Origin of the sequence: Stappia albiluteola, assembly GCF_014050225.1 — a bacterium.
Lineage (GTDB): Bacteria > Pseudomonadota > Alphaproteobacteria > Rhizobiales > Stappiaceae > Hongsoonwoonella > Hongsoonwoonella albiluteola.
In genome coordinates this window covers 97,709-124,214 of sequence record NZ_JACFXV010000031.1, presented here as the reverse complement: position 1 = coordinate 124,214, position 26,506 = coordinate 97,709, and the positions used below count along the sequence as shown (strand labels likewise).

Sequence of the window (26,506 nt, the reverse complement as noted above, 5' to 3'; positions counted from 1 at the left end):
CCGCAGGACGCTGCGGGACCGGTTCGGGGAGTGGGGTCTTGCCGCTTGTTTCGGTTGTCATGTGCACGGTCGACCGCCTGCAGGGCGCGCGCGATTGCGTGGCCTCCGTGCTGGCGCAGGCCCTGCCCGACGACCTGGCGCTCGAAATGATCGTGGTCGACAACTCCCGACAGGGCCTTGCGCGGCCGCTTGCGGCGGAACTGGCCGGGGCTGGCAAGCCCGTGCGCTACGTGCATGAGGCGGAGCCCGGCATCTCGCAGGCCCGCAATGCCGGCGTGGCTGCGGCCGGCGGCGAATTTCTGGCCTTCATCGACGACGACGAGACGGCCGAGCCCGACTGGATCGCCAACCTTTACAAGGCATTGCTGGAGCACGAGGCGGATATCGCCACCGGTCCGGTCCTGCCGGTCTTCGAGGACAGGGCGGCACTCGGCTTCGACCCGACGCCGTTCTTTTTCGGCTCGCGCGAAAAGATGGCGACCGGCGGCAGGCTGCGCGCGGCGCGCACCGGCAACGTGATGTTCCGGATGGCGCGCTGCTTCTCCGGCGCCGAGCCTTTCGATCAGCGCCTTGGACGGTCCGGCGGCGAGGATACCGACCTGACCTATCGGCTGCACCGGCAGGGCCGCAAGATCATCTGGGTCGCCGATGCGGTGGTGCATGAATTCTGGCCGAACGACAAGGCAAGCCTTGCCGCCTTCCTCAAGCGCAAGCGCGTGACGGCGCAAAACACCACGTTGGCCCGCGTCCGCCATGCCGCGCATCCGCTGGCGACGGCGCTCGGCTTCGTGCCCAAGTCGCTGTTGCAGCTGGCGATTTTCGCGCCGCTTGCCGCCCTTGCCTATCCGTTCGACCGGCAACGCTTCGCCGCTCACGCGCTGCATGTGATGTCGGCGCTGGGCAAGCTTACCTTCTGGCAAAGGGCGAGCTACTACGGCGACAAGGGCGCGGCATGAGCGGCGGCAGGGGATACAGGATCGCCGTGCTGCATCAGGGCTGCGTCCCGGTCTATCGGCGCGCCTTCTTCGAAAGGCTGAGCGAGCGGTCGCAGAACACCTATGTGATCTTTCACGGCCGACCGCCCTCGAATACCGACCTGCAGGCGGCCGAACCGCCGTTTTCCTTTGAAAACCGCAAGGTGGACAACCGCGAATTCCGCCTGGGCAAGAGCATTCTCGTCTACCAGCCGGCGGTGAGGGCCGTCACGAATGGCGACTTTGACGCCGTTGTGCTCGGGCACGAGTTCAAGTTTCTGTCCGGGCTATTGATCCTCGTTCTGTTCAAGCTGCGCCGGCGGCCGGTCGTCTGGTGGGGCTTCGGCTATCGCAAGGCCTATGGCAGCTGGCAGAAGTCCGGCCTCGGCAGGCTGAAGGACCGGCTGGCCCGCTGGGGCTCGGACCGGCTGGCGCGGCTCGGCGACGGTTATCTCGCCTATACGGGCAAGGGCCGCGAGCATCTGCTTGCCATCGGCTTCCGCGACGAAGAGATCCAGGTGGTGCGCAACACCATCGACGTGGACGAGCAGATAAGGCTGGCGGATGCGGTCGCCGACCTGCCTGAAAGGGGGCTGCGCGCCGAATTCGGCCTGCAGCCGGAGAGCCACGTGCTGCTCTATGTCGGCCGCCTCGTGCCGAGAAAGCGGGTCGACTGGCTGATCCGTTTCGCGCGCGCGCATCCGCGGGCGGATGGCAAGCCGGTCGAGGTGCTGGTCATCGGCGACGGGCAGGAGCGGGCGGCGCTGGAAAGGCTGGCGGACGGGGCGCCGAACATCCATTTCCTCGGCGCCATCGATCCGGCGGATATCAGGATAGCCAAGGCGATGAAGCTTGCCGCCGCGGTGGTGGTGCCCGGCTATCTGGGCCTTGCCATCAACCATGCCTTCGCCCACGCCCGGCCGGTGATCACCGAGAAGCACGACTTCCACAGCCCCGAGATCGAGTTCATGACCGAAGGCCATGACGGGCTGATGTTCCCCGGCGGCGAGGAAGGCTTCCAGAAGGGCCTGCTGGAATTCCTCGCCGACGAAGAGGCGCAGGCGCGCCTTTGCGCCAATGCGGCGAGGACGCGCGAGACGTTGAAGGTCGACGCGATGGTCGAGGCCTATGACGGCTTCCTGACGCGGCTGCTGGACGGCCGGGAGGCGCGGCGATGACGGGATTTGCCGGACGTATCGTCGCCAGACTCAAGGCGGCAAGCCTCGGCGACGTGCTAATCCGCCGCTTTCCGCCGCTCTATCGCCGATACCGGCGCGAGCTTGCCGATTTCGAGGCGTCGGATATCGCGGCGCGGCGGGTGGCGCAGGAGCGATTGCTGGCAAGGGCGCTTCAGCGGGCGGGTGGGCTTGCGGCCTATTCGGCGTTTCAGGGCAGGCCGCTTTCGGCCTATCCCCTGCTTGCCAAGGAGCGGCTGCGCACCTCGCCGCAGGATTTTCTGGGGCCGTTACAGGTCCTGGCGGCGTCGGCGGCGACCAGCGGTTCTTCCGGCATGCCGCTTGCCGTCAAACGCAGCTTCGCCTCCCTCGTCTTCGAGCAAGCGGCGATCGATCATGTGGCGGCGCTTGCCGGCGCCGATTTCCGGCATGGGCGCGTGGCGATCCTGCGCGGCGAGGCGATCAAGGACGCAAGCGACATGACGCCGCCCTACTGGCGCATGCAGGGCGGCGGGCGGGTGATGAATTTTTCCGCCTCGCATCTGGGCGAGCAAAGCGCGCCGGCCTATTTCGAGGCCCTGCAACAGTTCCGCCCGGATGTGCTATGGGCCTATCCTTCGGCGCTGGAAACGCTTGCCGGCCATTTCCGGGCACTTTCGCTCCAGCTTTCCATTCCCGTGATCCTGACCTCGTCGGAGGTTCTGACGGATGATGTGCGTCAGCAGGCGGCAACGACCTTTGGCGCGCGCGTCGCCGACTATTACGGCCAGGCGGAGCGCGTGTCCTTCGCCTATTCGCTGGAGGCTGGCGCCTATCGTTTTCTTTCCCCTTACGGCCATGTAGAACTCCTGCCTCTCGAAGACGGCGGCGCGGGCTTCACCCGCTGTTCGATCGTCTCCACCAATCTGCGCAATTCGGCACAACCGCTCGTTCGCTACCGGACCGGCGACGTTGCGCTGATCGAAGGCGAGGCGAGCGACGGCAGGCTGGAGGCGATCTCACTCGGCGCCGAGCCCTTCCTGCGCATCGAGGGACGGGAGGCGGACTATCTGGTCGCGCCGGACGGCCGGCGCCTGATCGGCATGAACCATGTGCCGCGCGGCATCGAGGGCGTTGTGCAGATGCAGTTGCGCCAGGTCGCCCGCGACCGGGTGCTGGTGCTCGCCGTCGCGAACGGATCGGGCGGGCCGGAACTTGAGCGCGAAATCGCCGGTAAGCTTGCCGCGCGGTTGCCGGGCACGATGCGGATCGATGTCGAATTCCGCGACCGACTGGAGAGAAATGCGTCGGGAAAGCTGCCCCTGGTGGTGCGGGAAACCGATTAGGGATGCGGATTAACAGGACGGGAAGAAAATTCCTGCATAACGGGACGGAAGATTTTTCCGTAAGGGCGGGGATTTGGCCGCCGGATGCGGGATCGGGAGTGGGGTAAATGAGGATCTCCGTATTCGGCCTCGGCTATGTCGGTGTCGTCACCGCTGCCTGCCTGTCGCGCGACGGGCACAGCGTGATCGGCGTCGACAACCAGCAGGTCAAGGTCGATATCGTCAATGCGGGCAAGTCGCCGGTGGTCGAGGACCATGTCGGCGAACTGATCGAGCGCGGCGTCGCAAGCGGACATCTCAGGGCCACGATCGATGCCGCCGAGGCCATCCGCGCCAGCGATATGTCGCTGATCTGCGTCGGCACGCCGAGCCGCAGGAACGGCTCGCTCGATACCGACGCCGTGCTGCGCGTGTGCGAGGAGATCGGCAAGGCGATCGCGGCCAAGCGCGCGCCGCACACGGTGGTGGTGCGCTCGACGGTGCTGCCGGGCACCATGCGCGGCCTCGTCATCCCGACGCTGCGCGAGCATTCGGGCAATGCCCCGGGCCTGGCAATCGGCAACAATCCGGAATTCCTGCGCGAGGCGAGCGCCGTCCACGATTACGACAATCCGCCGAAGATCGTCGTCGGTGCGGAAACGCCCGAGGCGGGCGAGCGGATTTCCTCCATCTACCGTCACATCGAGGCGCCGTCCTTCGTCACCTCCGTCGAGGTGGCGGAACTGGTGAAATATGCCGACAACGCCTGGCATGCGGTCAAGGTCGCCTTCGGCAACGAGATCGGCAACATCGCCAAGGCGGTCGGCGTCGACAGCCATGAGGTGATGTCGATCTTCTGCAAGGACGAGAAGCTCAACATCTCGGCCCGCTACCTGATGCCGGGCTTCGCCTTCGGCGGGTCCTGCCTGCCCAAGGACGTGCGGGCGCTGTCCTACAAGGCGCGCGATCTCGACCTCGACCTGCCGTTGCTCAACAGCGTCATTCGCTCCAACGAGGAGCAGGTGGAGCGGGCCTTCGAGGACATCATGGCCTATGGGCGGCGGAAGATCTCCGTCTTCGGCATCAGCTTCAAGGCGGGAACCGACGACCTGCGCGAAAGCCCGCAGGTGGCGCTCGTGGAGCGGCTGCTGGGCAAGGGCATGGACATTCGCATCTACGACCGCTTCGTCAATTTCGCGCGGCTTTACGGTGCCAACCGCGATTACATCCTCAACAAGATCCCGCATATCTCGCAGATCCTGATCGACGATTTCGACGCGGTCGCGGACCATGGCGAAGTGCTGGTCATCGGCAATGCGGCACCGGAATTCGAGCGGCTGCCGGATCGGCTGAAGGAGGGGCAGCGCATCTACGACCTCGTTCGCCTGAAGAACGGCGCGGCCGCTGGAGAGCAGTATGAAGGCGTCAACTGGTAAGGCGATCGAGGAGGCGGCGGAGCGAAAGCTCGACCGCCGCGTCCTGATCATCGTCGAGAACCTGCCCGTACCCTTCGACCGCCGCGTGTGGTCGGAGGCGACGACGCTGCGCGCCGCCGGCTATACGGTCTCCGTCATCTGCCCGACGGGCAAGGGTTTCGAGGCTTCTTACGAGGAACTGGACGGCATTCACGTCTACCGCCACAAGCTGCCGCTCGACGCGCGCGGCGCCCTCGGCTACCTGAGCGAATATTCGGCCGCGCTTTTTCACGAGGCGCGCCTTGCCTGGAAGGTGAAGCGCCGGCACGGCTTCGACGTCATCCATGGCTGCAATCCGCCCGACCTGATCTTCCTGGTCGCCTGGCTCTTCAGGCCTTTCGGCGTTCGCTTCCTCTTCGACCATCACGACATCTGCCCGGAGCTGTTCGAGGCGAAGTTCGGCAAGCGCGGCGTGCTCTACGGCCTGACGCGCTTCTTCGAAAGGCTGACATTCCGTTCAGCGACGGTCTCCATCGCCACCAACGAATCCTACAAGGAAATCGCGGTACGGCGCGGCGGCATGGCGCCCGACGACGTCTTCGTGGTCCGCTCCGGTCCGAAGGTCGAGAAGCTGGAACTGCGCGCGCCGAAGCCTGAGCTGAAGAAGGGCTTTGCCCATCTTGTCGGCTATGTAGGCGTGATCGGTCAGCAGGAGGGCATGGACCTGCTGGTGGAGGCGGCGGACCATATCGTGCGCGACATGGGGCGCGAGGACATTCATTTCGGCGTCGTCGGCGGCGGGCCGGAACTGCCGCTTATCCAACAGGATGTCGAGGCGCGGGGGCTGTCTCGCTACTTCACCTTTACGGGCCGAGCGCCCGACGACCTGCTGCTCGACACGCTGAACACGGCGGATGTCTGCGTGAATCCGGATCGCGTCACGCCGATGAACGATCTTTCGACCATGAACAAGATCCTGGAATACATGACGCTGAAGAAGCCCGTCGTGCAGTTCGACATGCGCGAGGGGCGCGTCTCGGCGGGCGACGCGTCGCTCTATGCGAGAAGGAACGACCCGCGCGACATGGCGGAAAAGATCGTGGAACTGATCGACGACCCCGAACGGCGCCGGCAGATGGGCGAGATCGGCCGCAGGCGCATCCTCGACATGTTTTCCTGGGATCATTCGGTGCCGGTGCTGCTTGCCGCGTACGACCGGATTTTCGAGAAGATCGAAAAGAAGGTTTCCTGATGGCTAGGAGCATCGCGGGCCGGGTGGCCTGGTATGCGCGCCGCCTGTCGGCAATGAGCGGGGCGGAGATCGCCCATCGTTTCGCCGAAGTTTTCAAGAAGCGGGCAGCGCGGAACTGGCCGAGCGGGTGGCGCCATTTCGAGCAGCTGGAAGGTCCGCTTCCGCTCTTTCCGGCCGCCTTCGATCTCGATGCGGCAACCGACGCGGATATCGCGCGCTGGCGCGGGATCGCGGCGGCGGCGAGGGCGCGGCGCTTCTCGTTTCTTGGCGTCGAGTGGCCGGAGACGGGAAGGGCGTCGCTGTGGCATTTCGATCCGGTAAAACGCCGCGAATGGCCGAAAAAGCGCTATTGCTTCGCCATCAACTATCGCCATACCGGCCGCTACGGCGACGTCAAATACGTCTGGGAGGTGAACCGCCTCCAGTATCTCCAGCCGATCGCCGCACTGGCCGCCAGGACCGGCGACCGCGAGCTTGCCGGTTTCGTGGCAGGCGAGATCGAAAGCTGGATCGACGCCAATCCGCCTTTCCTCGGCATCAACTGGCCGTCGGGGATCGAGCTTGCGCTGCGCGCCATTTCGGTGCTCATCGCGGCGAGGCTTCTAGAGCGCTTTCCGGCCGGATGGGATCATCCGGTCGATAAGAAATCGCTCCAGGATCAATATCCTGAGCATATCCTTGCCGCCAAATCCGATTCGGATTTGGCGGGATATGCTCTGGGTGCGGAAGCCTTCACGCCGGCGCAGCAGGCCAAGGTCCGGGCCTTCCTGGTGGCGAGCGCGGCCTGGATCCACCGCTATCCGTCGCGGTTTTCCTCCGCCAACAACCATCTGATCGCCGAGGCCGTCGGTCTTTTCGTCGTTGGCACCGCCTATGCCGATCACGGCATGGCGGGCGAATGGCGCCGTATCGGACGCGACGTGCTGGAGCAGGAAGCCGGCCGCCAGTTCCATGACGACGGTATCGGCGCGGAACAGTCGCCGACCTACTCGGCCTTCACGCTCGAACTCTACCTGCTTGCCATGAAGACAGCCGAAGCGGCGGGCGAGCCGTTCTCGGAGGAAATGAAAGGGCGGGTCGCGCGGGCGGCCGAAGCGCTTTCCTGGTTCCTCGATGAGAAAGGCATGCCGCCGCGCATCGGCGACGATGACGAGGGGCGCGTCGTCTTCGACGGCGAGGCGGACGGGACGCACTATGTGGCAAGCGTCGTTGCCAGCGCCGCCAGTCTGCTCGGGCGGCCCGATATCGCGCCGCCGGTCGCGCCGTCGCATCTCAGGACGCTTCTCTTCGGTTCGCGCAGTGCCGCGACGCACGAGCGGCCACGGGGCGTGAAGGTCTTTCGCTCGGGCGGCTATACGGTGCTGCGCGAGCGCGACGAGGCCGGCGAATGGCTGATCGCCATGGATCACGGGCCGCTCGGCTATCTGTCGATCGCCGCGCACGGCCATGCGGATACGCTGGCGCTCTGGCTGCATCGCGGCGGGCACGCGGTCTTCGCCGATGCGGGCACCTATCTCTATCATTCGGGCGGTGCCTGGCGGGACGCGTTTCGCGGCACGCCCGTCCACAACACGCTGAGCGTTGCAGGCCGGGACTCAAGCCTCGTTGCCGGTGCCTTCAACTGGCGGGAAAAGGCCGAAGCGCGCCTGCTCTCGGTGGACGAAACGCCGGAAGGTTTTCGGGTGGAGGCGTCGCATGACGGCTATCTGCGCCGCTTCGGCGTGACGCATCGCCGCTCGCTTCGCCGCCTTGGGCCGCGAGAATTCGAGGTCGAGGACGCTCTGGACGGCACAGGCACCGAAGCGCTTGCCGTCACTATCGGCTTCCTGGCCGGCGAGGGCGTGGCAATCGTGCCTGCGGATGGCGGCTACGACTTCGTGGCCGATGGCCGAAGGCTCGCCTCGGTCATCCCGCCCGCGACGCTTTCGGCTCAGGTAATCCGGGGTCTTGAGCAGGAGAAGCGAGGCTGGATCTCTCCGCGCTTCGGCGTACGAGTGCCGGCCGATCAGCTCGTCCTTGCAGGAAAGGTGAAGCCCGGCGACAGTGTCGTGACGAGGGTTTCCCTGCCATGACCTACCGCCTCGCGATTGTCCGCGACCTTGCCGTCATCCTGTTCTGGCTCCTGGCGGCGCTGGGAGGACCATCCTTCGCCGGCGAGGTTCCGGATTTTCGCAAGGGCATCAACCTTGCCCGCCTGCACAGCCTGCCGGCGCGCGATCCGGGCAGGCCGGGCGAGTTCCTGTGGCCGCCGTTCCGTCCGCCGCTTGCAGCAATCGGCGACGGTGAGTTGCAGGACCTGCGTGCGATCGGCTTCGATTTCGTGCGCCTGCCCGTGGCGCCCGCACCTTTCCTTGCCGTTTCGGAAGGTGAAAGGCGCATCCTCCTCGACGGCCTGTTCGACACGGTGAAGCGGCTGCAGGCCTTCGGCTTCGGCGTGCTGGTCGATCCGCATCCGATCCAGAGCGGGCGCTGGTCGGCGCCGGGAATGCTCGCCGATATCGGCGGCGAGGAATTCCGCCAATATGGCGACTGGCTGAAGGTGCTGGCGCGCAACCTGAAGCGCCTGCCGGCCTCGAAAACAGCGCTCGGGCTGATGAACGAGCCGCAGCGCGACTGCCATCTCGTCTTCGGGCGGGACTGGACGGAGATCCAGCCGCTGCTTTACGACGAGGTGCGCAAGGTGGCGCCCGAACTGGCGCTTGTCCTGACCACCGGCTGCTATTCCTCCTTCGAGGGCCTGCCTCACCTGCGAATGGCCGGATATGACGACAACACGCTCGTCGATATTCACTATTACCGGCCCTATTACTTCACCCACCAGTCGCTGCCCTTCGCCTCGATCCCCACCCGCTACATGGCCGGGCTCTGGTATCCGGGGCAGGAAGGCAATCCGCGGAGGTCGCTGGCGCTTTCCGAGGACCTGATCGCACGGCTTCGCCGCGAAAAGGGCGAGGATGCGGTTCCGCGCGACGCGCTGGAGCAGGCGATGGGCGGCGTCCTGCATTACTATGAGGATCCGCCGGTCGACCGCGCCTATGTTCGCGCCCACTTCGAGGCGATGCGGCGCTGGGCGGATGAGGAAGGTGTGGCGCCGAACCGGCTGGTGATTGGCGAATTCGGCGCGGCGCGCCCGCCGGTGGGCATGCCGGAAAACGCCAGCCGTTACAGCTGGATCGCCGACGTGCGGGACGAAGCCGAGGCGTCGGGCTTCGCCTGGGCCTATTGGGACTACAATGCCGGCGACGGCTATCCCGGCTTCGGCTTGGTATTCGACAATGAATCACGCAAGATCGACCCGGATGCCGTGACGGCTCTCGGGCTCGATGCGAAAGCCCTGCAGGCCGGATCCCGATAGGGTCGTATCGCGGGCGCAACGGGCGGATTTCTTCTTGAGCGAGGCAACGACAGATCGGGAGTATCTGCGTGGGGCGGGCGTATCCGCGCGTGCCGGCGACGGCTATCTCGGTTTCGTTCCGGCGATCATCATCGCCTATGTGACCCTGCTTTCGCCGCTGTTCTTCGTGCGGGAGGTCGGCGATACGGCAAGCGCGGCGTCGAGTGGGGCGGGCGCCAATCTCGCCAACCAGCTCTTCTGGGTCATGTTGCTGTTTTCGGTGATCGTTGCCGGCTGGCGGCGGCTGCCGCGCGTCCTCGGCGTGCTGAGGCAGCCGGCCGTGCTGCTGTTCCTCGCCTTTCTCGCCCTGGCATTCGCCAGCATCGCCTGGTCGCCGGCGCCGTCGATCGCCTTCCGGCGGGTGATGCTGCAGGTGATCGTGCTGGCCGCCATCGTCGGTCCGATCTTCATGGCGCAGGACAGGGAGGCGCAGCTCTCGCGTATCGCGACGGTTTTCATCGTCGCGGTGATCGTCAACATGGTTGCCGTCGTGTTCCGGCCTGCCGGCCCGATCGGTCATGAAGGCATTTACGCACACAAGAACCAGTTCGGCCTGATCGTCGCCTACGCCTTCATTTTCTGTCTCTACGGCACGGTGCGCTTTTCCGGCATGATGCGCCTGCTGGCGATGGCCGCCGCGGCGATGGCCCTGCTGGAACTGGCGGCCAGCCAGTCGAAGACCTCGCTCGGCCTCGCCATGCTTCTTCCGTCCGCCGCGCTCGCGGTCGTCGGGCTCGGCCGCCTGATCGGCATTCGGCCGGTCTATGTGCTTGCCTTCGCGATGGTCTTCGCGCTCTGCGGCTACGCCTTCGCCAGCTTTCTTTTCGATTTCACCTTCGAGGACCTGTCGCTGCTGCTTTTCGACGACACCACCTTCACAGGGCGAACGGTGATCTGGGATTTCATCGGCGGCGTCATCGAACGGCGGCCGTTCCTCGGCCAGGGCTACGGCTCCTTCTGGGGCATCGGCGAGAATTCGATTGCCGCGCGCGAGGCGCCGGGCTTCGTCGCCGACCTTCTTCAGGCGCATAACGGCTATGTCGACGTGACGCTGGAGACCGGCTTCGTCGGCCTCGGCCTGCTTCTCGCCCTGATCGTTGCCGTGCTGTTTCGCATCGGACGGCAGCACGGCAACGGCTTCGCCGAGGACTGGCTGCTGTTCTGCGTGGTGCTGTTCGCGGTCTGCCACAATATGCTCGAAAGCAGCTGGTTTCGCGGCTACGTGCTTGCCTGGCTGCTGTTCGTGATGGCGGCGGGATTTTCCGCCTCGGGCAGGCTGACGAAGAGTGTTCCTCTGCGGAACGATTGATCGCAGCTTCCGGCTGCGTTTAGTCTTTACTAACCCTGTCTGATTACCTTTCGAAAAGCATATCAGGGCGGGCAAAAGGCTTTGGCAACAGCGGACGAGCAAGAGGCGAGGCTTGGCAGGGGCGGCTTTCCCGATCCCTTTGCGGTCCTGCGCGCGCTCAGCGCCGGGCGCTACGTCATCGTCATCGTGGCCGCGGTCATCGTCGGTTTGACGGCGCTCTACGCGCTTTCCGCGAAGTCCGTCTATACCGCCTCGACGAAGATCCTGATCGAGCCCTACAACCGCCAGCCCTTCGACAGTGCCTCCGCGCCGTCCCGCATTGGCGTCGATGCCTTCGCGGTGGACAGCCAGATAGCGGTGATCTCCTCGGCTTCCGTGCTGCGCCCGGTGGTGGAAGGACACAAGCTCGTCGACGATCCAGAATTCGGCACCGCCAAGGGGGCCGGCCTTCTGGGGCTGCTTTTCGGCGCCATCCTGCCGGAGGCGAAGGAAACGCCTGCGGACGAGGCGGCGCGTATCAACAAGACGATGATTGCGCTCGGCAAGGCCCTGTCGGTCGCGCGCCAGGGCTCGACCTATGTGGTCGACATCGCGGTCAGTTCCGAAAGCCCGTCCAAGGCCGCGACGCTTTCGCAGGCCATCGCCAACAGCTACCTCAACGAACAGCAGCGCTCTTTCCGGGAGCAGGCCGAACGGCTGGCGGAGCAGATCGACGACCGGCTGGTCGGCCTGCGCGAGCGAGTTCGCGAAGCCGAGGAAAAGGTTCAGGAATTCAGGGCGAAGAACCGCCTGCAGAGCAGCGCCGCCGACGGTACGCTGCTAATTGGCCAGGAACTGGAGGGTCTCAACGCTCAGCTCGTGGAGGCGCGCAGCGCGCTGGCGAGCGCGGATGCCGCCAATCAGGAGATCCAGCGTTACCTGAAACGTGAAGTCGACCCCACCGCCCTTGGCGATCTCGTCACCTCGCCGCGCATCACGCAATTGCTGCAGGAATATGCGGCGGCGGTCCGGTCCGAAGCCTCGCTCGCCGCCGAACTGCTGCCGTCCCACCCGACGATGATCCGCGCCCGCGCCCAGGTCGAGCGGGTCGGCGGTCTTATCCGCGAGGAAATCCGGGGGATCGGCGAGGCCAAGCGCATCGAGCGTGACGTGGCGCGTGAGCGTGTGGCCAATATCGAGCGCCAGATCGAGACGCTGCGGACCTCCGCCAACACGGACGAGGCGCAGCTCATCACCTTGCGCGAGCTGGAAACGGAAGCGCGCGCCACCCGCGCCGTCTACGAAAGCGTGCTGTCGCGGGCAAAGGAAGTCGCCAATCTTGAGCAGGTGACGGCTCCCGTCGCCCGCATCATCTCGCCGGCCGAGCCGCCGATCAATCCGTCCTGGCCGAAACGCAAGGTGCTGCTGGTCCTTGCGGGCATACTCGGTCTCATGCTTGGCACCGCGCTGGTCGTCGCGCGCGAACTCCTCCGCCAGATCCGCATGGCGGTCTTTTCCGGCAGGGCCGACAAGGCGCGCCCGGTCATCGCCGCGGACACGCACACGCGCAAGAAGTCCGCGCTGCCGCTGATCGGCGCGTTGCCGGCGCTGGACGGACTCGCCGGCGAAGACGGCGGATCGCGCGATTTCGCGTCCTCCGCCCGCCTCGTCTACCGCATGCTGGCAGGCGGTGACGCGTCCGGGCTGCCTGCTCCGGCGCCCGGCTACGAAAAGGCCGTTCAGGGTTTGCTTGCCGGTCTGCTTCGCGAACGCAGGGGCGGCGGGTCGCAGGTGGTTCTGATGGTGGCGGGAGAGCGCGGCGACGGCTTGAGCCTTGCCGCCTTCAGCGTCGGCGTCGCGGCTGCCGCGCGCGGGCTCAAGGTGCTGCTGGTCGATGCCAATGCGCGCGACAAGGACCTGACACGCCTGCTCGACAGCGAGGGCGGGCTCGGCCGCGTCGGCATCTCCGAGCGGATCGTCGAGAACCGGCATTTCGATCTGAGCTTCCTGTCGCTGGTGGCCGGCGCCCCGAAGCATCGGCCGCTGGCGCTGGAAGGCGACGAGCGTTCCGACCTTGAGGAAATCGCCGAGGGCTACGATCTCGTGCTGGTGGATGCGGGGCTGGTGGGCGATGCAGGCGGCGTGGAGGGGCTTGCGGGTCTCGGCAGCATGATCCTGCTGACCCTTCGTTCCGACGCCGATACGGACGAACGCACTGCGGAGGAAAGGCCCGCGCTGCAACGGATTGCGGGCGGCAGGCCCGTCTTCCTCGCCACCACTGATGCGTGATCCGTGGCGGCCTGAACCGCGCTCTAGGGTCTGTTGAGTATCAGGATTTGGCGACGAGGATATGCTCAAGGCATTGATCCTGGAGAGGTTTCTTGTCACGAAAGCGATCCCGCTTTCGTGGCAAGCGCTCTAGTCAGCGCTTGCCGATCGCGGCGAGAATGGCCGTCTTGTCCTTCGCGTAATGGTCGAGATAAGCCTCGCCCAGAGGCCTTGTCGCATAGCCGCCGTTCATTTCCTGCAGCACGTCGACGCCGTAGTCGTCGTTGGTTTCGATCACCACCGGCCCGCCCCGGGATATGGCCACGTCCCAGCCGAGCGCGCGGAAGGGCCGCATGGCGTCGGCCGCGTTTTTCGCCGTTTCGAGCAGGTGCGGCCAGTGGGGGAGGCGGAAGGTCTTCGGATCGATGCCGAAACGCTCCTGCAGGTCGTGGAACGTGCCGCCGAATTTCGCGTCGGTGCGGGCCTTGCCGGTCAGCTTGCCGGTCGCAAGGTCGATGCCGATCATGTATCCGCCGCGCGAGGCATTGTCGGTGATGCTGCCTGGTGCGCCGACCTTCAGCACGGCGGCATTGAGGCGCACCGCGCCCTTGTCGTCGATGAAGGTGTCGATGCGCACGCTGTTGACGGAACTCGCGTTGAAGCGGTCGAGTTCGGGATGCTGGACGATCGCCTCCTGAATCAGGAAATCGTTCCAGAAATGGCCGTTGTTGGTGTTGAAGACGAGATCGGCGAAAGCCTGCCCGTCGAGTGGCCGGCCATCGTGCAGCAAGGCGCGGTCCCGGATCTCCACCCGGAAGACCGCGCTGCCGGAGCCGCCATCCTTCGGTTTGACGATCAGCCCCTTGGGCAGGAAATGCGTGGCCGCCTGCCGGAGGAATGCCTCGAACGGCACGGCATTGCCCGAGCGGTCGACGATGCCGTCGCGGCCAAGGATGAAGAGCGTCCGGGCGGTGCGGATACCACGGGAGGCCATCCGCTCCTCGAAGGCGAGCTTGTCGCGCACGAGGCGCTGGTCGCCGGCGGCATTGGCGCGGTCGCGCGTTCTATGCAGCAGTTCCGGCGGAATGTAGCCGAATATCTCCCGCCCGAAGCCCTTTCGGTAAAGTCCGTGCTTCAGGTACTGGTAGGGCAGATAGCCGTAGAGCCGGTAGAGCGTATAGATTTCGGCCGCCTGGGCGGCGAAGCTCTTTTTATTCCGCGTCCGGATATAGATCGGGAAGTCTTCCGAAAGGATGCGCCAATAGCGCGCGAGCCGCTTGGCGAGGGATCGCCTGCGCATCGCGGACTGGACCGGATCGTTGCCCGGGGCCGGCGCACTTTGATGATGGTTCATCATTGCGCCGCCTCGATCGCGTCGGTTCGCTCGTCCAGATTGCCGGCGCTGCCGGCCAGTTGCCGGAGCAGGGCCGATGTCTCGCGCAGCAGCAGCTGCCTCGCCGCTTTCGGCGTCAGGTTGTGATCCGCGTCCGGCACGAAGACGAGGCGGGCATTGCGGTAAATCTCCATGCGGCGGTAATCGGCACCGAAATAGCTCGCCAGTTCCTCCAGGCCCGGGTCGTTCTCGCTATAGACGATCAGGGTCGGCACGTCGCGGCGCCGCAAGCTCGCCATGCGCCGCTGCACCTGCCGGTCGAGCCGGTTGTGCATCGAAAGCGGGCCCAGCAAGGGCGCCATGGCGCGAAAGAACGGGCGCGCCACGCCCTTGACCAGCTTGGCAAAACTTTCGCGGAACGCTTTCGGGCTGGATAACGCGCGCTTCAGGACGCGCGGGTCGCGCAGCTTGCGCTGATAGGATTTCAATGGCTGCACGGGCTTGCGGATCTCGATATCCACGTCCTGGCGGGGGTTCCAGGCAAAGCGGCGGGAATTGACCATCACCATGCCGTCGACGTCTTCCAATGCGACGGAGGAAATCAGGGCGAGATAGGCGCCGCTGCAGCGTCCGGAAACCACGACCTTGCCGATACCGTGCGCCTTCAGCAGGGCGACGGCTTCGCGAACGTCGGCTATCTGTGCGTCGGAATAGAGGATCTGCGCCCCCTGGCCGGGCATGAGCGGGCTTTCGCCGATGCCGGACGCGTCGATCCTGAGCGTCGCGAAGCCCTCCCCGGCGAGCTTGCGGGCCATCTCGACATGGGCTCCGGCCCAGCCGATGTGATGGTCATAGCCCGAATTGAGCAGAACGACCCCGGCCTTTGCGGGACCGGGCATGGGGCGCGTCAGGATCCCGAAAAGCCTGCCGTCTTCGCCAAAGCGACAGGCCTCCTCGACGCAACCTCCCAGGTCGAGCCTTGCCGGTGCGGGTTCGATCGCTGCGCTGGCTTTGCCCGGCTCGAACGTGTCGGATATCCAGTTGGCGAGCGTCGCGATGGCGTCCGACGGCACTTCGGAAAGCGTCGGGTCGCTGGTATAGGCGTCGTATCCGGCAAAGACCGCGGACCTGACGGCGGTGCCGCATTCCACGAGATGCTCCTCGACGGCATCGTCAGCCGGATGTTCGAAGCGTTTCACCAGCAGGACGGGCAGGTTCTCCGGCAAGGCGGCGCGCTTGATGTCGAGCGAGCGGATTTCGGAAATCGTTTCGGGCGAAAGCACGAAGCCGGCGGAGGTCAGGCTGCCGTCCCCCGCTTCGTCCGGCGCAACCTTGAAGGTCGGTTGGGTGAAGGCCGTCCAGGCTGCCAGCGCGCGCAGGTAGCCCTTTCCGGCGGAGACGGGAGCCAGCAGCGCAAGGCCCGCGATGTCCGGCTCCGATGCGGCGAGACGCGCGGCGACAAGCCCGCCGAGGCCCTGGCCGACCAGCACCACCCGGTCAAGGCCGCGGGTCTTCTTGAAGTGCGTGAGCATCTTGCGGGCGCCGCCGGTCCAGCCGCCGGTATCGTTCGGCAGGGGGGCGGAATCGCCCGTGCCCGGATAGTCGAAGCGAAGGGCTGGGTAGCCATTGCCGGCAATGCGCTCGGCCATCAGGCGATAGGCCTTGCGGGCGCACAGTTCCTCGAAGCCCCAGGGGCTGAGAAACAGGACGCCGGTCTTTCCGGTCGCGCCATGCAGCATGGCGGCCATGCCGTCGACATAGCATGGCGCACCCGCCGCGGCGCTGCCGCGCGCGGACGGGTTATCCAGCACTGCCAATTCGCAACCGTCGCCGGCCATGCCCTGTCTGCCGTTCTTGTCTTTGAACGCAAGGTAACCCGGAAGGGCTGAAGGAACCGTTATTCAGAACCGGTAGCGAAGCTTGCGAAGCGCGGCATAGGCGACGCCCTTGAGCCTCGCGCTGGCACCGGCAAGTGGCGCCAGGTCGCGGGCCGGGTCGAAATCTTGCGTCAGCGAGGTGCGCGGGCAGAACCAGCTTCCGCTCATCGCAAGGCCCTGCGAGCTGGTCAGCACGCGGGCAAAGCCCTCCTGTTTCAGATGAGCGAGAACGAAGCGGTCGAAACGGCCGAAGGGCACGGCCGCCGACGTCACCGCTCGTCCCGCGACATCCTCGATGCGCTTGCGGGCATCGGAGAATTCGCGGCGCCGGCCCGCCTCGTCGAGGCGGCGCCAGTCCACGTGGTCGTGGCCGTGGCTGCCGATTTCCATACCGGCGTCGGCCAGCTCGCGGATCCGGGCGGCGGAAAGATAGCCATGCCTGCCGATCCGCCCGGCCAGCACGAAGAAACTACCCTTGCGCCCATGTTCCTGAAGCGCGGGGAACCCGGTCTCGTAGTCGGAGAGGTTGCCGTCGTCGAAGGTGACATGCGCCTTCACCCCGGTCGCCCGCTCCAACACCGCAAGCTGCGCGATGACCTGCCGGTAGACGTCCTTGCCGACGAAATAGCGGCCTTCGCCCTCGGCCAGAGGCACGATAGGGTCGCCGATACCGTGAAATGTCAGGTAGAGATTGTTGGCGAGCATGGCGCGGCCCGATCCTGAATTGTCGCCGAATTCACGCTGCGTTTCCGGCCTGCTGTGCGATTTCCCCCAAGCTTCGACCGGAAATCTTAAGGAATTCATGCTTTGGTCGGCGGATATGGCCAGAACCGCGAAATGACGCGATATGGACTGACGATGGATCGCCTTACCACCCTTGCCCGCCGACTTCGCGCGTCGCCGCTTGCCCGCAATACGGTCACCTATACGTTCAATTTCGGCCTGCAGCTCGTCATCCAGTTCGGCTATTTCATGCTGGTCTCCCGCTATCTGGGGCCGGCGGGCTATGGCGTCTTCGTCACCCTTTCCAGCGTCGGCCTGATCGGCGTGCTGCTGATCGGGCTCGGCGCCGATCACCTGATGATCCAGCGCGTTGCCGTCCATCCCGAGCAGTTCCCGCGCTATTTCGGCCATGCGGTGACGATGATCCTGCTCACCCTGCCGGTGGTCGGCCTTGCGGCGATCGCCATCGGATACGGGCTCGCCGGCGATGCGCTGGCGATCGCGCCGATCGTGGCCATCGCCGTGTCGCACATGGTCTGCGGCCGCCTCGTCGGGCTCTCGGCCAATGCCTTCATGGCATTCGACCGGGCGCGCGAGCAGCTTTTCGTCAACGTGCTGATCGCCACCATGCGCCTGGCCTTTCTCGGGCTTGCGATCCTGGTCGAGCCGGAGCTGACGCTTGCCGTCTTCGCCTGGTGGTACCTGGCGGCATCGGCGCTGAGCGCGGCCGTCGCCGTCACGCTCGTGGTGATCCTTTGCGGCCGTCCGAAGCCGACCATCGTGCGCGAGGACCTGAAGCTCGGGCTGCAATTCTGCCTGGAATATGTGGCGATCGGCGGTGTCGGCGATCTCGACAAGCCGGTCGTCGCCGAAACGCTGGGCGATGCGGCAGCCGGCCAGTACGCGGCCGGCTTCAAGATCGTGGATGCGGCGTCCGCCCCGGTCCGGGCGCTGCTCTACGCCACCTATACGCGGCATTTCCGCAATGCCGCGCAAAGTCGCTCCGACAGCGTGCGTTTCGGCATCCGGCTGCTGCCCGTGTCGCTGGCAATGTCGGCCTGCGTGGCAGTTGCCCTTTTCGTCGGCGCGGATTATGTGCCGCTGCTGATCGGTTCGGGCTTCGACGGCACGTCCGACATCATCAAGCTGCTGGCGCTCTACCCCTTCCTGATGGGACTGTCCGGCATCGGCGCCGATATCCTGCGCGCGGTCGGGCGTCAGAAGACGCGCATCGCCCTGCTTGCCACCTCGGCGGCCTTGATGGTGCCGGCGGTCTGGGCGGGCGCGGTGCTCGGCGGGCTCGTCGGCGCGGCCGTGGCGCGCCTGCTCCTGCAACTCGCGCTGGTCGGGTCGACATGGGCATTCCTGGGCGAAGCCCGCCGCTCGCTTCAGCCGGCCGAGTAGGAAAAACGCTCTTTCGAGCCCAGATGGCCGATTTCCCCTGAAACCGCGTGATCGGTGCCCGGCAGGCGGCGCAGCGTGACGCGCCTCTCGCTGCCCGGCGCCAGATGGAACCAGTTGTCGTCGGGCAGGTAGCCATCGGCGCGAATATGCACCGACTGGGCGAGGCGGTCGGTGGCGAGCACCACCACGGCATTGCCACCGGCGCCGGTCTCGCAGCGGACATCCAGCCGCGCGGCATGCATGGCGGCCCCGCGCCCGCGCGGGAAGTGGAATGCTTCGGCAAGGACAATCCCGCTGGCAGCGTCGATGAGTCTGGCATGGGTCACGTCATGCGCCGGCGGGCCGAAGCGGAAGGCATAGGTCGCGTCGAAAAAGGCGCCCAGGACCTCGGTCACCGGGACGGCCCTCGAGCTTCGGCCCGCGATTTCCAGATCCAGCGCGCCGCTTGCGACCGGTACGGCTCCCCCGTTCAGGCAGGAGATTTCCAGCCTGAACGACAGCGTATCGGCGGTATCGTTGGCAAGCTGGGCGTAAAGCCCGTTGGTGCCCTCGTCGGTAAGGGCGAGCGCCACGGGACGGAAAGCGCGCTTCAGCGCGAACAAGGCCGATTTCGGAGCCCCCGTTGCGTCCACCACACCCCAGCCGGCGGACGGGAAGAGGTCGCGGAAATTCCAGATGAGGCCGCCGGCGGTGCGTGATCCCGCCCGCCGCCATTCGGCAAAGACCGCCTCCATCACCTCGGCAACAACCGCGCGGCCGAAATCGAGATAGCTCTCGGGATCGCCGTAGCGCAGATCGAGCGGCTTCACGCCGTAGAGTGCTTCGACATAGTGGTCGCGCACGTCCTCGAAATCCCAGCCTGTGTTGCGGTCGCGCGGGATCAGGGCCTTCCATTCCGGGCTGTGGCCGGGGCCGGGCGGAAAATGGCGCTCGACGGTCGCGGCTTCCGGCAGATTGGCGAAGGCCAGGCACTCCGCCGCGAATTTCACCTCGGCGCGCCGGGCATCCTCAAGCGGCATGCGATAGGCGCTGACGCCGAAATAATGGGTTACGCCTTCGTTCGGCGAGAAGGGCATCGCCCCGCCGGTCGGCGAGTTCGCCACATAGGCGATGTCGGGGCGCAGCCGCGCACAGGCCGCCGGCAGGATTTCCTGCGTCAGCGGCCCCTGCCATTTCTCGCGGGAGACGCCCATCATCGCAGCCTGCTGCTCGATCTCGCTGCCGCCGCAGGCGACGGCGAACGAAGGAGAGCCTTGCGTCACGTGCAGGAAGTCCTGCGCCTCCCGCTCGACGGTGGCGGCAAATTCCGGATCGCTAACCGGATAATCGAAATTGGCGAACTGGAAATCGTGCCAGACGAGGATGCCGAACTCGTCGCAGAGGCGGAAGAATTCGGCCGTTTCGTAGACCATGGTGCCGCCGACGCGCAGCATGTTCATGTTCGCGTCGCGGGCGAGCTCCAGCAGCGGGCGGTAGCTTGCCGCATCGCCCGGCAGCCGCAGCAGGTCGGCATTGGTCCAGACGGCGCCACGGCAAAAGATACGCGTGCCATTGACACGTAGCGCAAAGCCCTTGCCGTCCTCGCCCTTGTCAATTTCGATGCGGCGGAAGCCGGTACGTCCGAGCGACAGCCGTTCGTCGCCTGCCTCCAGGACGACCTCGTGGAGGTGAGGCGTGCCATGGGTGTGCGGCCACCAGGGCTTGACGTTTTCGAGCGTGAGCCTCGCCTCGTAGCGGCCGTCCGGCATTTCCCTCATTGCCGACGTTTCGCCGCCGCAGGAAATGGCGAGGTGGGGAACGATCCCGGCAAGCTTCAGCGAAACGGCGAGTTCGCCGTGTCCTTCTTCCGTCAGCCTCGCGTCGATCCGAAGATCCTCGGCAGCGAGCGAGCCGGGCCTGACGAGCAGGATCGGGCGGAAGGGACCGACGGCATGGATCGACGGGCACCAGCCCGGCATGTGGCCGAGCATCGTGGTGCGGGTGAGCCGCAGCCCCTGTTCCGGGGTGAGCTGCGTGCGCCATCTGGCGCGCGGCCCCCGTTTCGCGAGATGCGGCTGTAGCGCGCGCAAACAGATTGTCAGTTCCGCCTCGCCCGCAAGGTCGATATCCACCTCGCTCGCTTCGAACATCGAGGATGAGGCAAGGATCGGACTGCCGCCAAGCCAGGCTTCGGCGATCGTCGCCAGTCCCTCGAAGCGGAGGCGGTGCGGGCCGGGCCGCTGCGGGCGGATCGTTGTGCGGTACCAGATATCCTTGCCGTGCAGGGGCTCCGGCCTGGCGGGGTCGAAAAGCCCGGCATCCGCGAGTGCGTCCGCCGCCGTGCCCGGCACCTTCGCCTGATGCCAGACAAGACTGCCGTCAAGATCGGAAGGCCTGCCGAAGGCGCCCGCTTCGGCGACGGCCATGCGCCAGCCCGCGTCGAGTGCGGTGACGGTCGTGCCGGCAATGGGGAGAAGGGTGCTCATGGCTCACGCGGCGGGCGCGGCGGCCTTGCCGACCTTGGCGTCGAGGCCTGCCATGAGGGCGTCCCAGGCCTCGACCGCCGGCTGCAGGGCGGGGCCGAGCGTATCGAATTTCCGGCGCGCGACCGCACGGGCGAGCTGGAACTGCACCGCCTTGCAGCACTCCGAGATCGCCTTGGCCGCTCGCTGCTCAGCGGTGAAATCGCCGGCCCCCTCCGCCGACAGCCAGGCGAGATGACTGGAGAAAAGCTCGAAATTGGCGCCAAGCTGGCGAGCCGTATTGAAGGCGAACAGGTGGAAGAAGCCGAATTCGCGCTCGGCGACCGCCGCGACCTTGCCGGGCAGAACCTCGGCAAAGGCGCAGACCGGGTTCGCCGCCGGACGCCGTGCCAGATGGCGGGACAGCAAGGCAAGGGCCGTCTCGCCCAGCCCCGGCTGGTTGGCGTGCCTTTCCGGGAACTTGGCGAATTCGGTGTAGGGCAGGAAAGCGAAGTCCCGTTGATGCGCGGCCCGCTGGAAGATGCCGTCGAAGTCGTCGCCTTGCAGCCGGTGCAGGCCGAGGCCGTGGAAATAATCCATCGACCGGCCTTCGACATCGAGGCGATTGACGGCGATCGTCGTCTTGCCGTGATCCTCGCGATAGGACGTGCCCTGCGTATCCGGCAGGAAGAAGCTGTCGACCTCCACCAGCGTCGCCCGCCCGCGGCCAAGCTGTTCGGCAACGTGGTTTTCGACCCGGTCGTAGATCGCCAGTTCCGTGACGCGGATGCCGTAGAGCGTTTCCAGGTCTTCCAGCGGCACCTTGAAGAAGGTGAACTGGTCGCCTTCGAAGTCCTGCGTCACCGAATAGCCGAGGCAGGCTTCCGGCGGCAGGCCGGCGGCGTGCAGCAACTCGATCCAGACATCCAGATAGCAGTTGGTCTCCGGCCAGTCGCGCTCCGGCGCGTGTAGGCCGTGACGCGGATATGTCGCCGGGTCGAGGCCGGGAAAGAGCTTCGGCAGTTTGCTCGTCGCATCCATGTCGCCTGCGCTCAGCCCCAAAGCACCTTGCGCACGCCGTCAGGCCATTCGGCGGGCTCCAGGCCGTGATGGCGCAGCAGCGCCAGCGTGATGCGCTCCAGCCCGAAGCCGACGCAGGCGGTGTGCGCCGGCTCGCCGTTCCTCTGGCGGATGTTCCAGGCCTTGCCGAAATTGTCCTGATGATAGTTGAAGCTCATGCAGGCGGTCGGCTTGTCGGAAGAGGTGATCGGCACCAGCATCTCGAACTTCAGTTCCTGCTCGCGCTGGCTCGCGCCCATCATCTTGCCGGCACGCCCGAAGAACGGGTCGTTGGCGACATCGACGTGATGGGGAAGTTCGAGCGCGGTCATGATCTCGGAACCGCGCCGTTTCCAGGTCTCGCGGAAGGCAATCGCTTCGTCGGCGGAACCGACCCGCACATATTCGCGCTGGCGGAACATCTGCATGCGCGCGGGATCCTTGGACGGTTCATGGCGGAAGCAATAGGACTGCAGCGCCACCGTCAGGCCGCCCTCGGGAAGGGCGCCGCGGCGGGCGACGATCGGATAGAGCGGATAGCAGGCGGCCGGCGTCAGGGCGAGGCCCGTGCGCTTCTGGCCGTCCGTCCAGTCCTTGCCGGTGGCCAGGCATTCCAGCAGCGCCATGTGGTCGTGCGTGTCGCCGCAAAAGGCGTGCACCGTGCCGGCGAGCTGCGGAAAGTTCTTCATGTAGCCGCTGGTCTCGAAGTCGGCCATCGTCATGCCCGGCGGGAAGACCATGGCCTCGTCCGTCTCGTCCCTGCCGAGGCCGATGACATAGTCCTCGAACCGGCGGATCACGTCCTCGAAGAGGGCGCTGCGGGCATAGAGGCCATCGACACCGCTTTCATGCAGGATGCCGCGATCGAAAAGCGTGTCGAGAAAGCTCGTTTGCGCGTCCATGTCCTATCCGATCAGGCTGGTGTCCTGCTTGTGGACCAGAAGCATCGTCGAGGTATTGCCGAGGATGCGGTCGTTGGAAATCATCAGCTGCGCGGAATGGGCGTCGCGCAGGTGCCGGCCGAGGCTGAAGGGCGTGCCGTTCTTGTAGCCCATGATGCCGTTGATCAGCAGGCAGTGGTTGATGATGGTCAGGATCGTCTGCGAAACGCCGACCTTCACGTTGTTCATGGCCACCGCGAAGCTCATCGCCGACAGCCTGTCGGCATCGCCTTTCGCGGCCTCGAACTGGCGAAGGCCGGCCACGACGTTGCCCTTGACCTGCTGAAGCAGGCTGGAGGCTTCGGCGAGGCGCAGGGCGCCGGGCGGCGTCGTGCCGGGCGACCGCTTGGCGGCGGCGCGCACGAAGCCCTGCGCGCGGGCCACCGCATCGGCGGCGATCCCGTACCAGAGGGCGCCCCACAGGAGATGCGAGACGGCCAGCATGGATTCGGCGGCGATCTCCGCAAAGGGCGCGGGCAGGACCTGTTCCTTCGGCGCTTCGCCACGGAAGACATAGCCGTCGGAGCAGGTGCCGCGCATGCCGAGCGTATCCCAGTCGCGGGTGTGCTCCAGCGTGTACTGATCCTTCAGGAAAAGCGTGCTGACCTGATCGCTCGGCGCCGCGTCGGCATGAGCGCGCGACGTGACCAGGATGGCGTCGGCATTGGCGCCGTAGGAAATGACGGTGGCGTCCTTTTCCAGCCGCACCGTGTCGCCGATCGTTTCGATGGCGCAGACGGAGTTGCGCAGGTTGCCGCCGATGCCCGCTTCGCTGGTCGCCGACGCGATCAGGAGTTGCTCGTCGCAAAGCCGCTTCAGGAAGCCCGCATGCCAGGCGCTGCCGCCGGAAAAGCCGGCGATGCTCGCCACCTGGATCTGGTGCATGGCGTAGGTCATCGCCGTCGCCGCGCAGGCCTGGCCGAGGATGGCGCAGACTTCGGCGACCTCCGAGATTGTCGCGCCCTCGCCGCCATGGACCGCCGGAACCTGGATGCCCATCAGCCGCTCGGCCGCGACCGCCTCCATGCCTTCCCGGGGGAAGCGCCCCTCGCGGTCGACCGCATCGGCGAATTCGCCCGCCACCCTGGCGGCGCGGCGGGCGCGCTCGCCAAGACCGATCGCATCGGCTTTGCTGGCGATATTCATCACGCGGCCGCCTGGTCCCGGACGATCGAGTCCACCGCGTCGGCAATCGCGCGGATCGATGCGAAGGTCGCCCGCTTCAGCATGGTCTCGGGAAACTCGATGTCGAACTGCTCTTCCAGAGCCAGCATGAGCTGGACGGAGGCGAAGGAGGAGAGGCCGGCCGTGTAGAGGTCGCTGTCGTCGCCAAGCGTCGCGACGTCGACCGGCAGCTTGCCGTGCTTGCCCACGAGATCCCGGATGATTTCGGCAGTGGTCATACGCCCTTACTCTCCATTGTCGCCAGCAGCGCCATTGACCAGGCTCCATTGCATCGACGAAGCCTTCGAAACGGCAGCCGTTCCCCATCACTCTGTTGCGTAAGGTAAAGCCGGGCGAACTGCCAAAATCTTAAATCCCGTGAGAATGGGCGGGATATTTACCGTAGGGTTTATCAAGCGTTACCTGCGCCGCCTTCGCTGACCGGGCGCGCTCTCATGATCCGGCGACATTGGTCTTGTAACTTATATAAGACTTGCTAGTGTTCGGGGCGTAGCCAACCCTGTGTCCCCGCGGCCGGGCTCTCGAAGGAGATGAAATGACCGCCGTGCTGATTGCGGGCATCGCCGTGATCGATTTCGTGCTCACGCTCGATGAAATGCCGCGCCGCGCCGAGAAGTACCGGGCAAGGGAGGCGGCGATCGTCGGCGGGGGATGCGCGGCCAATGCGGCGGTCGCCGTGGCAAGGCTTGGCGGCCAGGCGTTGCTGGCTGCCCGCCTTGGCGACGACCCAATCGGCGATTTGATTCTGAAGGATATCGATGCCGAGGGCGTCGATTGCCGGCTTGTGCGCCGGGAAAAGGGGCGGCGCTCTTCGTTTTCCTCGATCCTGCTCGATAGGGATGGCGAGAGGCAGATCGTGAACTATCGCGATGAGACGATGGAAAAGGGCGCCGGCTGGCTCACAGGCAGCTCAGTGCCCGAATTCGATGCCGCACTGGCAGATACCCGATGGCCGGATGGCGCCGAAGCCGTCATGCGGCTGGCACGCGAGCGCGGCAAGCCGGGCGTGATGGATGTCGAGGCGCCGACCCGTATTGCCGGGGACGCCTTGCGGCTTGCCACGCATCTCGCCTTTTCGGAGCAGGGGCTTGCCGAGTTTTCCGGCGGCGCTGACCTTGCCGCCGGCCTGAAGCGCGCGCGGGCGGAGACCGGGGCTTTCGTTTGCGTGACGCGTGGCGGGGACGGGGTCTCATGGCTGGAAGGAGATATGGTGCGCACGATGCCGGCCTTCCGGATCCCGGTTGCCGATACGCTCGGCGCCGGCGATGTCTGGCATGGCGCCTTCGCGCTGGCGCTCGGCAACGGCGAGGACGAAGTTGCAGCGATGCGCTTTGCCAATGCGGCGGCTGCGATCAAGTGCAGCCGCTTTGGGGGACGCTCCGGCGCGCCCTCTCGGATTGAAGTCCAGGAATTCCTGAAGGAAAGAGCATGACGGATCTGACACCCGGCAAACTCTGGGGCATGCGGCGTATGGCGGATGACGCCGGCCGGTTCAAGATGACGGCGGTTGACCAGCGCCCGCCCATCAAGCGACCGATCGCGACGCACTACGGTACCACTGAGGCGCCGTATGACGATGTCGCCGGCTTCAAGGCGCTGCTGGTCGAGACGTTGCAGAGGGAAAGCTCTGCCCTACTGCTCGACCCGCATTTCGCGATCCCCCGGGGCATCGACCTGCTGTCGCCGGCCAGGGGACTGATCGTCACGCTGGAGGATTCGATCTTCCGGGAGACGCCGGAAGGCAGGTTTTCTTCCGAGATCGACGACTGGTCGGTGGAGAAGATCAAGCGCATGGGCGGCGACGCCGTGAAGGTGCTGGCCTGGTACCGGCCGGACGCGGGCGAGAACGTCAACCGCCACCAGCAGGATTTCGTCAAGCGCATCGGCGAAGCCTGCGCGCGCTACGACATTCCGTTCGTCTTCGAACTGCTTGTCTATCCGTTGCCGAAGGATGCGCATCAGACGCGCGATTACGTGGAAATGAAGGGCAAGAAGGCCGACGACGTGCTGAAATCGGTCGCGGAATTCGCCGGGGCGGATTACGGCGTCGACCTCTTCAAGCTGGAAAGCCCGGTCAACGCCGCCGACGTGCCGGGCGTCGGCAACGAGGGCGCGGACGAGGTGCAGGCCGTCTTCGATGAAATGGGCAGGCTGGCCGGACGGCCGTGGGTGATGCTGTCCGCCGGTGCCGGCAAGGCCGAGTTCCGCAATATCCTGACCCATGCCTACAAGGCCGGTGCGTCCGGATATCTGGCGGGCCGCGCCATCTGGCTCGAAGCTTTCAGCCATTTCCCCGACTGGGCGAAAATGCGCTCGGGGCTCGAGGGCGAGGCGACAGCCTATATGCGCGACCTCAATCTTCTTACCGATGCGGAGGCGGCGCCCTTCGCCGCGCATCCCTGCTACGGGCCGGAAGGCGCTTCCTTCCGACCGAAGGATGCGAGCTTCCGCCACACCTACAAGGGGTTCTGAG

Annotated in this window: 20 protein-coding genes; 12 read left to right on the top strand and 8 right to left on the bottom strand. The window is 65.9% G+C overall.

Annotated features, from left to right (window positions below):
- Positions 1-38 precede the first annotated feature (38 nt).
- The 9 genes from H2509_RS02235 (at position 39) to H2509_RS02195 (ending at position 13,091) form a co-directional block, all read left to right on the top strand.
- On the top strand, positions 39-956 hold the full coding sequence (locus tag H2509_RS02235) for a glycosyltransferase family 2 protein (RefSeq protein ID WP_182161850.1): 918 nt from the start codon (positions 39-41) through the stop codon (positions 954-956).
- Positions 953-2,152 (top strand): glycosyltransferase family 4 protein, encoded by a 1,200-nt coding sequence (locus tag H2509_RS02230; RefSeq protein WP_182161848.1) that lies wholly within the window; start codon positions 953-955, stop codon positions 2,150-2,152. Before H2509_RS02235 ends, H2509_RS02230 begins: the two co-directional genes overlap by 4 nt.
- A complete protein-coding gene (locus H2509_RS02225) occupies positions 2,149-3,474 on the top strand; it encodes an AMP-binding protein (protein ID WP_182161846.1) in 1,326 nt (441 codons plus the stop codon). The genes H2509_RS02230 and H2509_RS02225 overlap by 4 nt, the downstream gene beginning before the upstream one ends.
- Before the next feature lie 107 nt (positions 3,475-3,581).
- Positions 3,582-4,889, top strand: coding sequence for a nucleotide sugar dehydrogenase (locus H2509_RS02220; RefSeq protein ID WP_182161844.1), 1,308 nt, complete (start codon positions 3,582-3,584; stop codon positions 4,887-4,889).
- On the top strand, positions 4,870-6,120 hold the full coding sequence (locus H2509_RS02215) for a glycosyltransferase family 4 protein (protein WP_182161842.1): 1,251 nt from the start codon (positions 4,870-4,872) through the stop codon (positions 6,118-6,120). Before H2509_RS02220 ends, H2509_RS02215 begins: the two co-directional genes overlap by 20 nt.
- A complete protein-coding gene (locus H2509_RS02210) occupies positions 6,120-8,192 on the top strand; it encodes an alginate lyase family protein (RefSeq protein ID WP_182161840.1) in 2,073 nt (690 codons plus the stop codon). The genes H2509_RS02215 and H2509_RS02210 overlap by 1 nt, the downstream gene beginning before the upstream one ends.
- A complete protein-coding gene (locus tag H2509_RS02205) occupies positions 8,189-9,475 on the top strand; it encodes a glycoside hydrolase family 5 protein (protein WP_182161838.1) in 1,287 nt (428 codons plus the stop codon). Before H2509_RS02210 ends, H2509_RS02205 begins: the two co-directional genes overlap by 4 nt.
- 34 nt (positions 9,476-9,509) lie before the next feature.
- Positions 9,510-10,823 (top strand): O-antigen ligase family protein, encoded by a 1,314-nt coding sequence (locus H2509_RS02200; RefSeq protein WP_182161836.1) that lies wholly within the window; start codon positions 9,510-9,512, stop codon positions 10,821-10,823.
- An 81-nt stretch (positions 10,824-10,904) separates the two neighbouring features.
- On the top strand, positions 10,905-13,091 hold the full coding sequence (locus tag H2509_RS02195) for a GumC family protein (protein WP_182161835.1): 2,187 nt from the start codon (positions 10,905-10,907) through the stop codon (positions 13,089-13,091).
- 133 nt (positions 13,092-13,224) lie between these two features.
- Here the strand turns inward: H2509_RS02195 and H2509_RS02190 are convergent, their stop codons facing one another.
- The 3 genes from H2509_RS02190 to H2509_RS02180 form a co-directional block, all read right to left on the bottom strand.
- The gene (locus tag H2509_RS02190) at positions 13,225-14,427 is read right to left on the bottom strand and encodes a sugar-transfer associated ATP-grasp domain-containing protein (RefSeq protein ID WP_182161833.1); all 1,203 of its coding nucleotides are present in this window, start codon (positions 14,425-14,427) and stop codon (positions 13,225-13,227) included.
- Positions 14,424-16,241: an alpha/beta fold hydrolase gene (locus tag H2509_RS02185; RefSeq protein WP_182161831.1), complete on the bottom strand. Its 1,818-nt coding sequence runs from the start codon at positions 16,239-16,241 to the stop codon at positions 14,424-14,426. Before H2509_RS02185 ends, H2509_RS02190 begins: the two co-directional genes overlap by 4 nt.
- A gap of 63 nt (positions 16,242-16,304) precedes the next feature.
- Positions 16,305-16,985, bottom strand: coding sequence for a polysaccharide deacetylase family protein (locus H2509_RS02180; protein ID WP_182161830.1), 681 nt, complete (start codon positions 16,983-16,985; stop codon positions 16,305-16,307).
- Between the two features lie 132 nt (positions 16,986-17,117).
- Here H2509_RS02180 and H2509_RS02175 point away from each other — a divergent pair, with 132 nt between their 5' ends.
- Positions 17,118-18,407, top strand: coding sequence for a lipopolysaccharide biosynthesis protein (locus H2509_RS02175; RefSeq protein WP_182161829.1), 1,290 nt, complete (start codon positions 17,118-17,120; stop codon positions 18,405-18,407).
- On the opposite strand, the gene H2509_RS02170 is transcribed toward H2509_RS02175, so the two are convergent.
- From H2509_RS02170 to H2509_RS02150, 5 genes are read right to left on the bottom strand one after another with little or no spacing between them, the layout of a single operon-like run.
- Positions 18,392-20,872, bottom strand: coding sequence for a glycoside hydrolase family 2 protein (locus H2509_RS02170; RefSeq protein ID WP_182161828.1), 2,481 nt, complete (start codon positions 20,870-20,872; stop codon positions 18,392-18,394). The two genes, H2509_RS02175 and H2509_RS02170, sit on opposite strands and share 16 nt — an antisense overlap.
- Positions 20,873-20,875: 3 nt before the next feature.
- On the bottom strand, positions 20,876-21,889 hold the full coding sequence (locus H2509_RS02165) for a DUF1839 family protein (protein WP_182161827.1): 1,014 nt from the start codon (positions 21,887-21,889) through the stop codon (positions 20,876-20,878).
- Positions 21,890-21,900: 11 nt separating this feature from the next.
- Positions 21,901-22,809 (bottom strand): amino acid--[acyl-carrier-protein] ligase, encoded by a 909-nt coding sequence (locus H2509_RS02160; protein WP_182161826.1) that lies wholly within the window; start codon positions 22,807-22,809, stop codon positions 21,901-21,903.
- A gap of 3 nt (positions 22,810-22,812) precedes the next feature.
- Positions 22,813-23,994, bottom strand: coding sequence for an acyl-CoA dehydrogenase family protein (locus H2509_RS02155; RefSeq protein WP_182161824.1), 1,182 nt, complete (start codon positions 23,992-23,994; stop codon positions 22,813-22,815).
- Entirely contained in the window at positions 23,994-24,251 is a 258-nt protein-coding gene (locus H2509_RS02150) for an acyl carrier protein (RefSeq protein ID WP_182161822.1), read from the bottom strand. The genes H2509_RS02155 and H2509_RS02150 overlap by 1 nt, the downstream gene beginning before the upstream one ends.
- A gap of 317 nt (positions 24,252-24,568) precedes the next feature.
- Between H2509_RS02150 and H2509_RS02145 the strand changes: the two genes are divergently transcribed.
- Both H2509_RS02145 and H2509_RS02140 read left to right on the top strand, forming a co-directional pair.
- Entirely contained in the window at positions 24,569-25,465 is an 897-nt protein-coding gene (locus H2509_RS02145; protein WP_182161820.1) for a PfkB family carbohydrate kinase, read from the top strand.
- Positions 25,462-26,505 (top strand): tagatose 1,6-diphosphate aldolase, encoded by a 1,044-nt coding sequence (locus tag H2509_RS02140; protein ID WP_182161818.1) that lies wholly within the window; start codon positions 25,462-25,464, stop codon positions 26,503-26,505. The genes H2509_RS02145 and H2509_RS02140 overlap by 4 nt, the downstream gene beginning before the upstream one ends.
- The last annotated feature ends 1 nt before the right edge of the window (position 26,506 follow it).

Coding starts and splice junctions, on each gene's coding strand:
- H2509_RS02230 (WP_182161848.1), top strand. CDS start 953: ATGAGCGGCGGCAGGGGATACAGGATCGCCGTGCTGCATCAGGGCTGC.
- H2509_RS02225 (WP_182161846.1), top strand. CDS start 2,149: ATGACGGGATTTGCCGGACGTATCGTCGCCAGACTCAAGGCGGCAAGC.
- H2509_RS02220 (WP_182161844.1), top strand. CDS start 3,582: ATGAGGATCTCCGTATTCGGCCTCGGCTATGTCGGTGTCGTCACCGCT.
- H2509_RS02215 (WP_182161842.1), top strand. CDS start 4,870: ATGAAGGCGTCAACTGGTAAGGCGATCGAGGAGGCGGCGGAGCGAAAG.
- H2509_RS02210 (WP_182161840.1), top strand. CDS start 6,120: ATGGCTAGGAGCATCGCGGGCCGGGTGGCCTGGTATGCGCGCCGCCTG.
- H2509_RS02205 (WP_182161838.1), top strand. CDS start 8,189: ATGACCTACCGCCTCGCGATTGTCCGCGACCTTGCCGTCATCCTGTTC.
- H2509_RS02190 (WP_182161833.1), bottom strand. CDS start 14,427: ATGATGAACCATCATCAAAGTGCGCCGGCCCCGGGCAACGATCCGGTC.
- H2509_RS02185 (WP_182161831.1), bottom strand. CDS start 16,241: ATGGCCGGCGACGGTTGCGAATTGGCAGTGCTGGATAACCCGTCCGCG.
- H2509_RS02180 (WP_182161830.1), bottom strand. CDS start 16,985: ATGCTCGCCAACAATCTCTACCTGACATTTCACGGTATCGGCGACCCT.
- H2509_RS02175 (WP_182161829.1), top strand. CDS start 17,118: ATGACGCGATATGGACTGACGATGGATCGCCTTACCACCCTTGCCCGC.
- H2509_RS02170 (WP_182161828.1), bottom strand. CDS start 20,872: ATGAGCACCCTTCTCCCCATTGCCGGCACGACCGTCACCGCACTCGAC.
- H2509_RS02165 (WP_182161827.1), bottom strand. CDS start 21,889: ATGGATGCGACGAGCAAACTGCCGAAGCTCTTTCCCGGCCTCGACCCG.
- H2509_RS02160 (WP_182161826.1), bottom strand. CDS start 22,809: ATGGACGCGCAAACGAGCTTTCTCGACACGCTTTTCGATCGCGGCATC.
- H2509_RS02155 (WP_182161824.1), bottom strand. CDS start 23,994: ATGAATATCGCCAGCAAAGCCGATGCGATCGGTCTTGGCGAGCGCGCC.
- H2509_RS02150 (WP_182161822.1), bottom strand. CDS start 24,251: ATGACCACTGCCGAAATCATCCGGGATCTCGTGGGCAAGCACGGCAAG.
- H2509_RS02145 (WP_182161820.1), top strand. CDS start 24,569: ATGACCGCCGTGCTGATTGCGGGCATCGCCGTGATCGATTTCGTGCTC.
- H2509_RS02140 (WP_182161818.1), top strand. CDS start 25,462: ATGACGGATCTGACACCCGGCAAACTCTGGGGCATGCGGCGTATGGCG.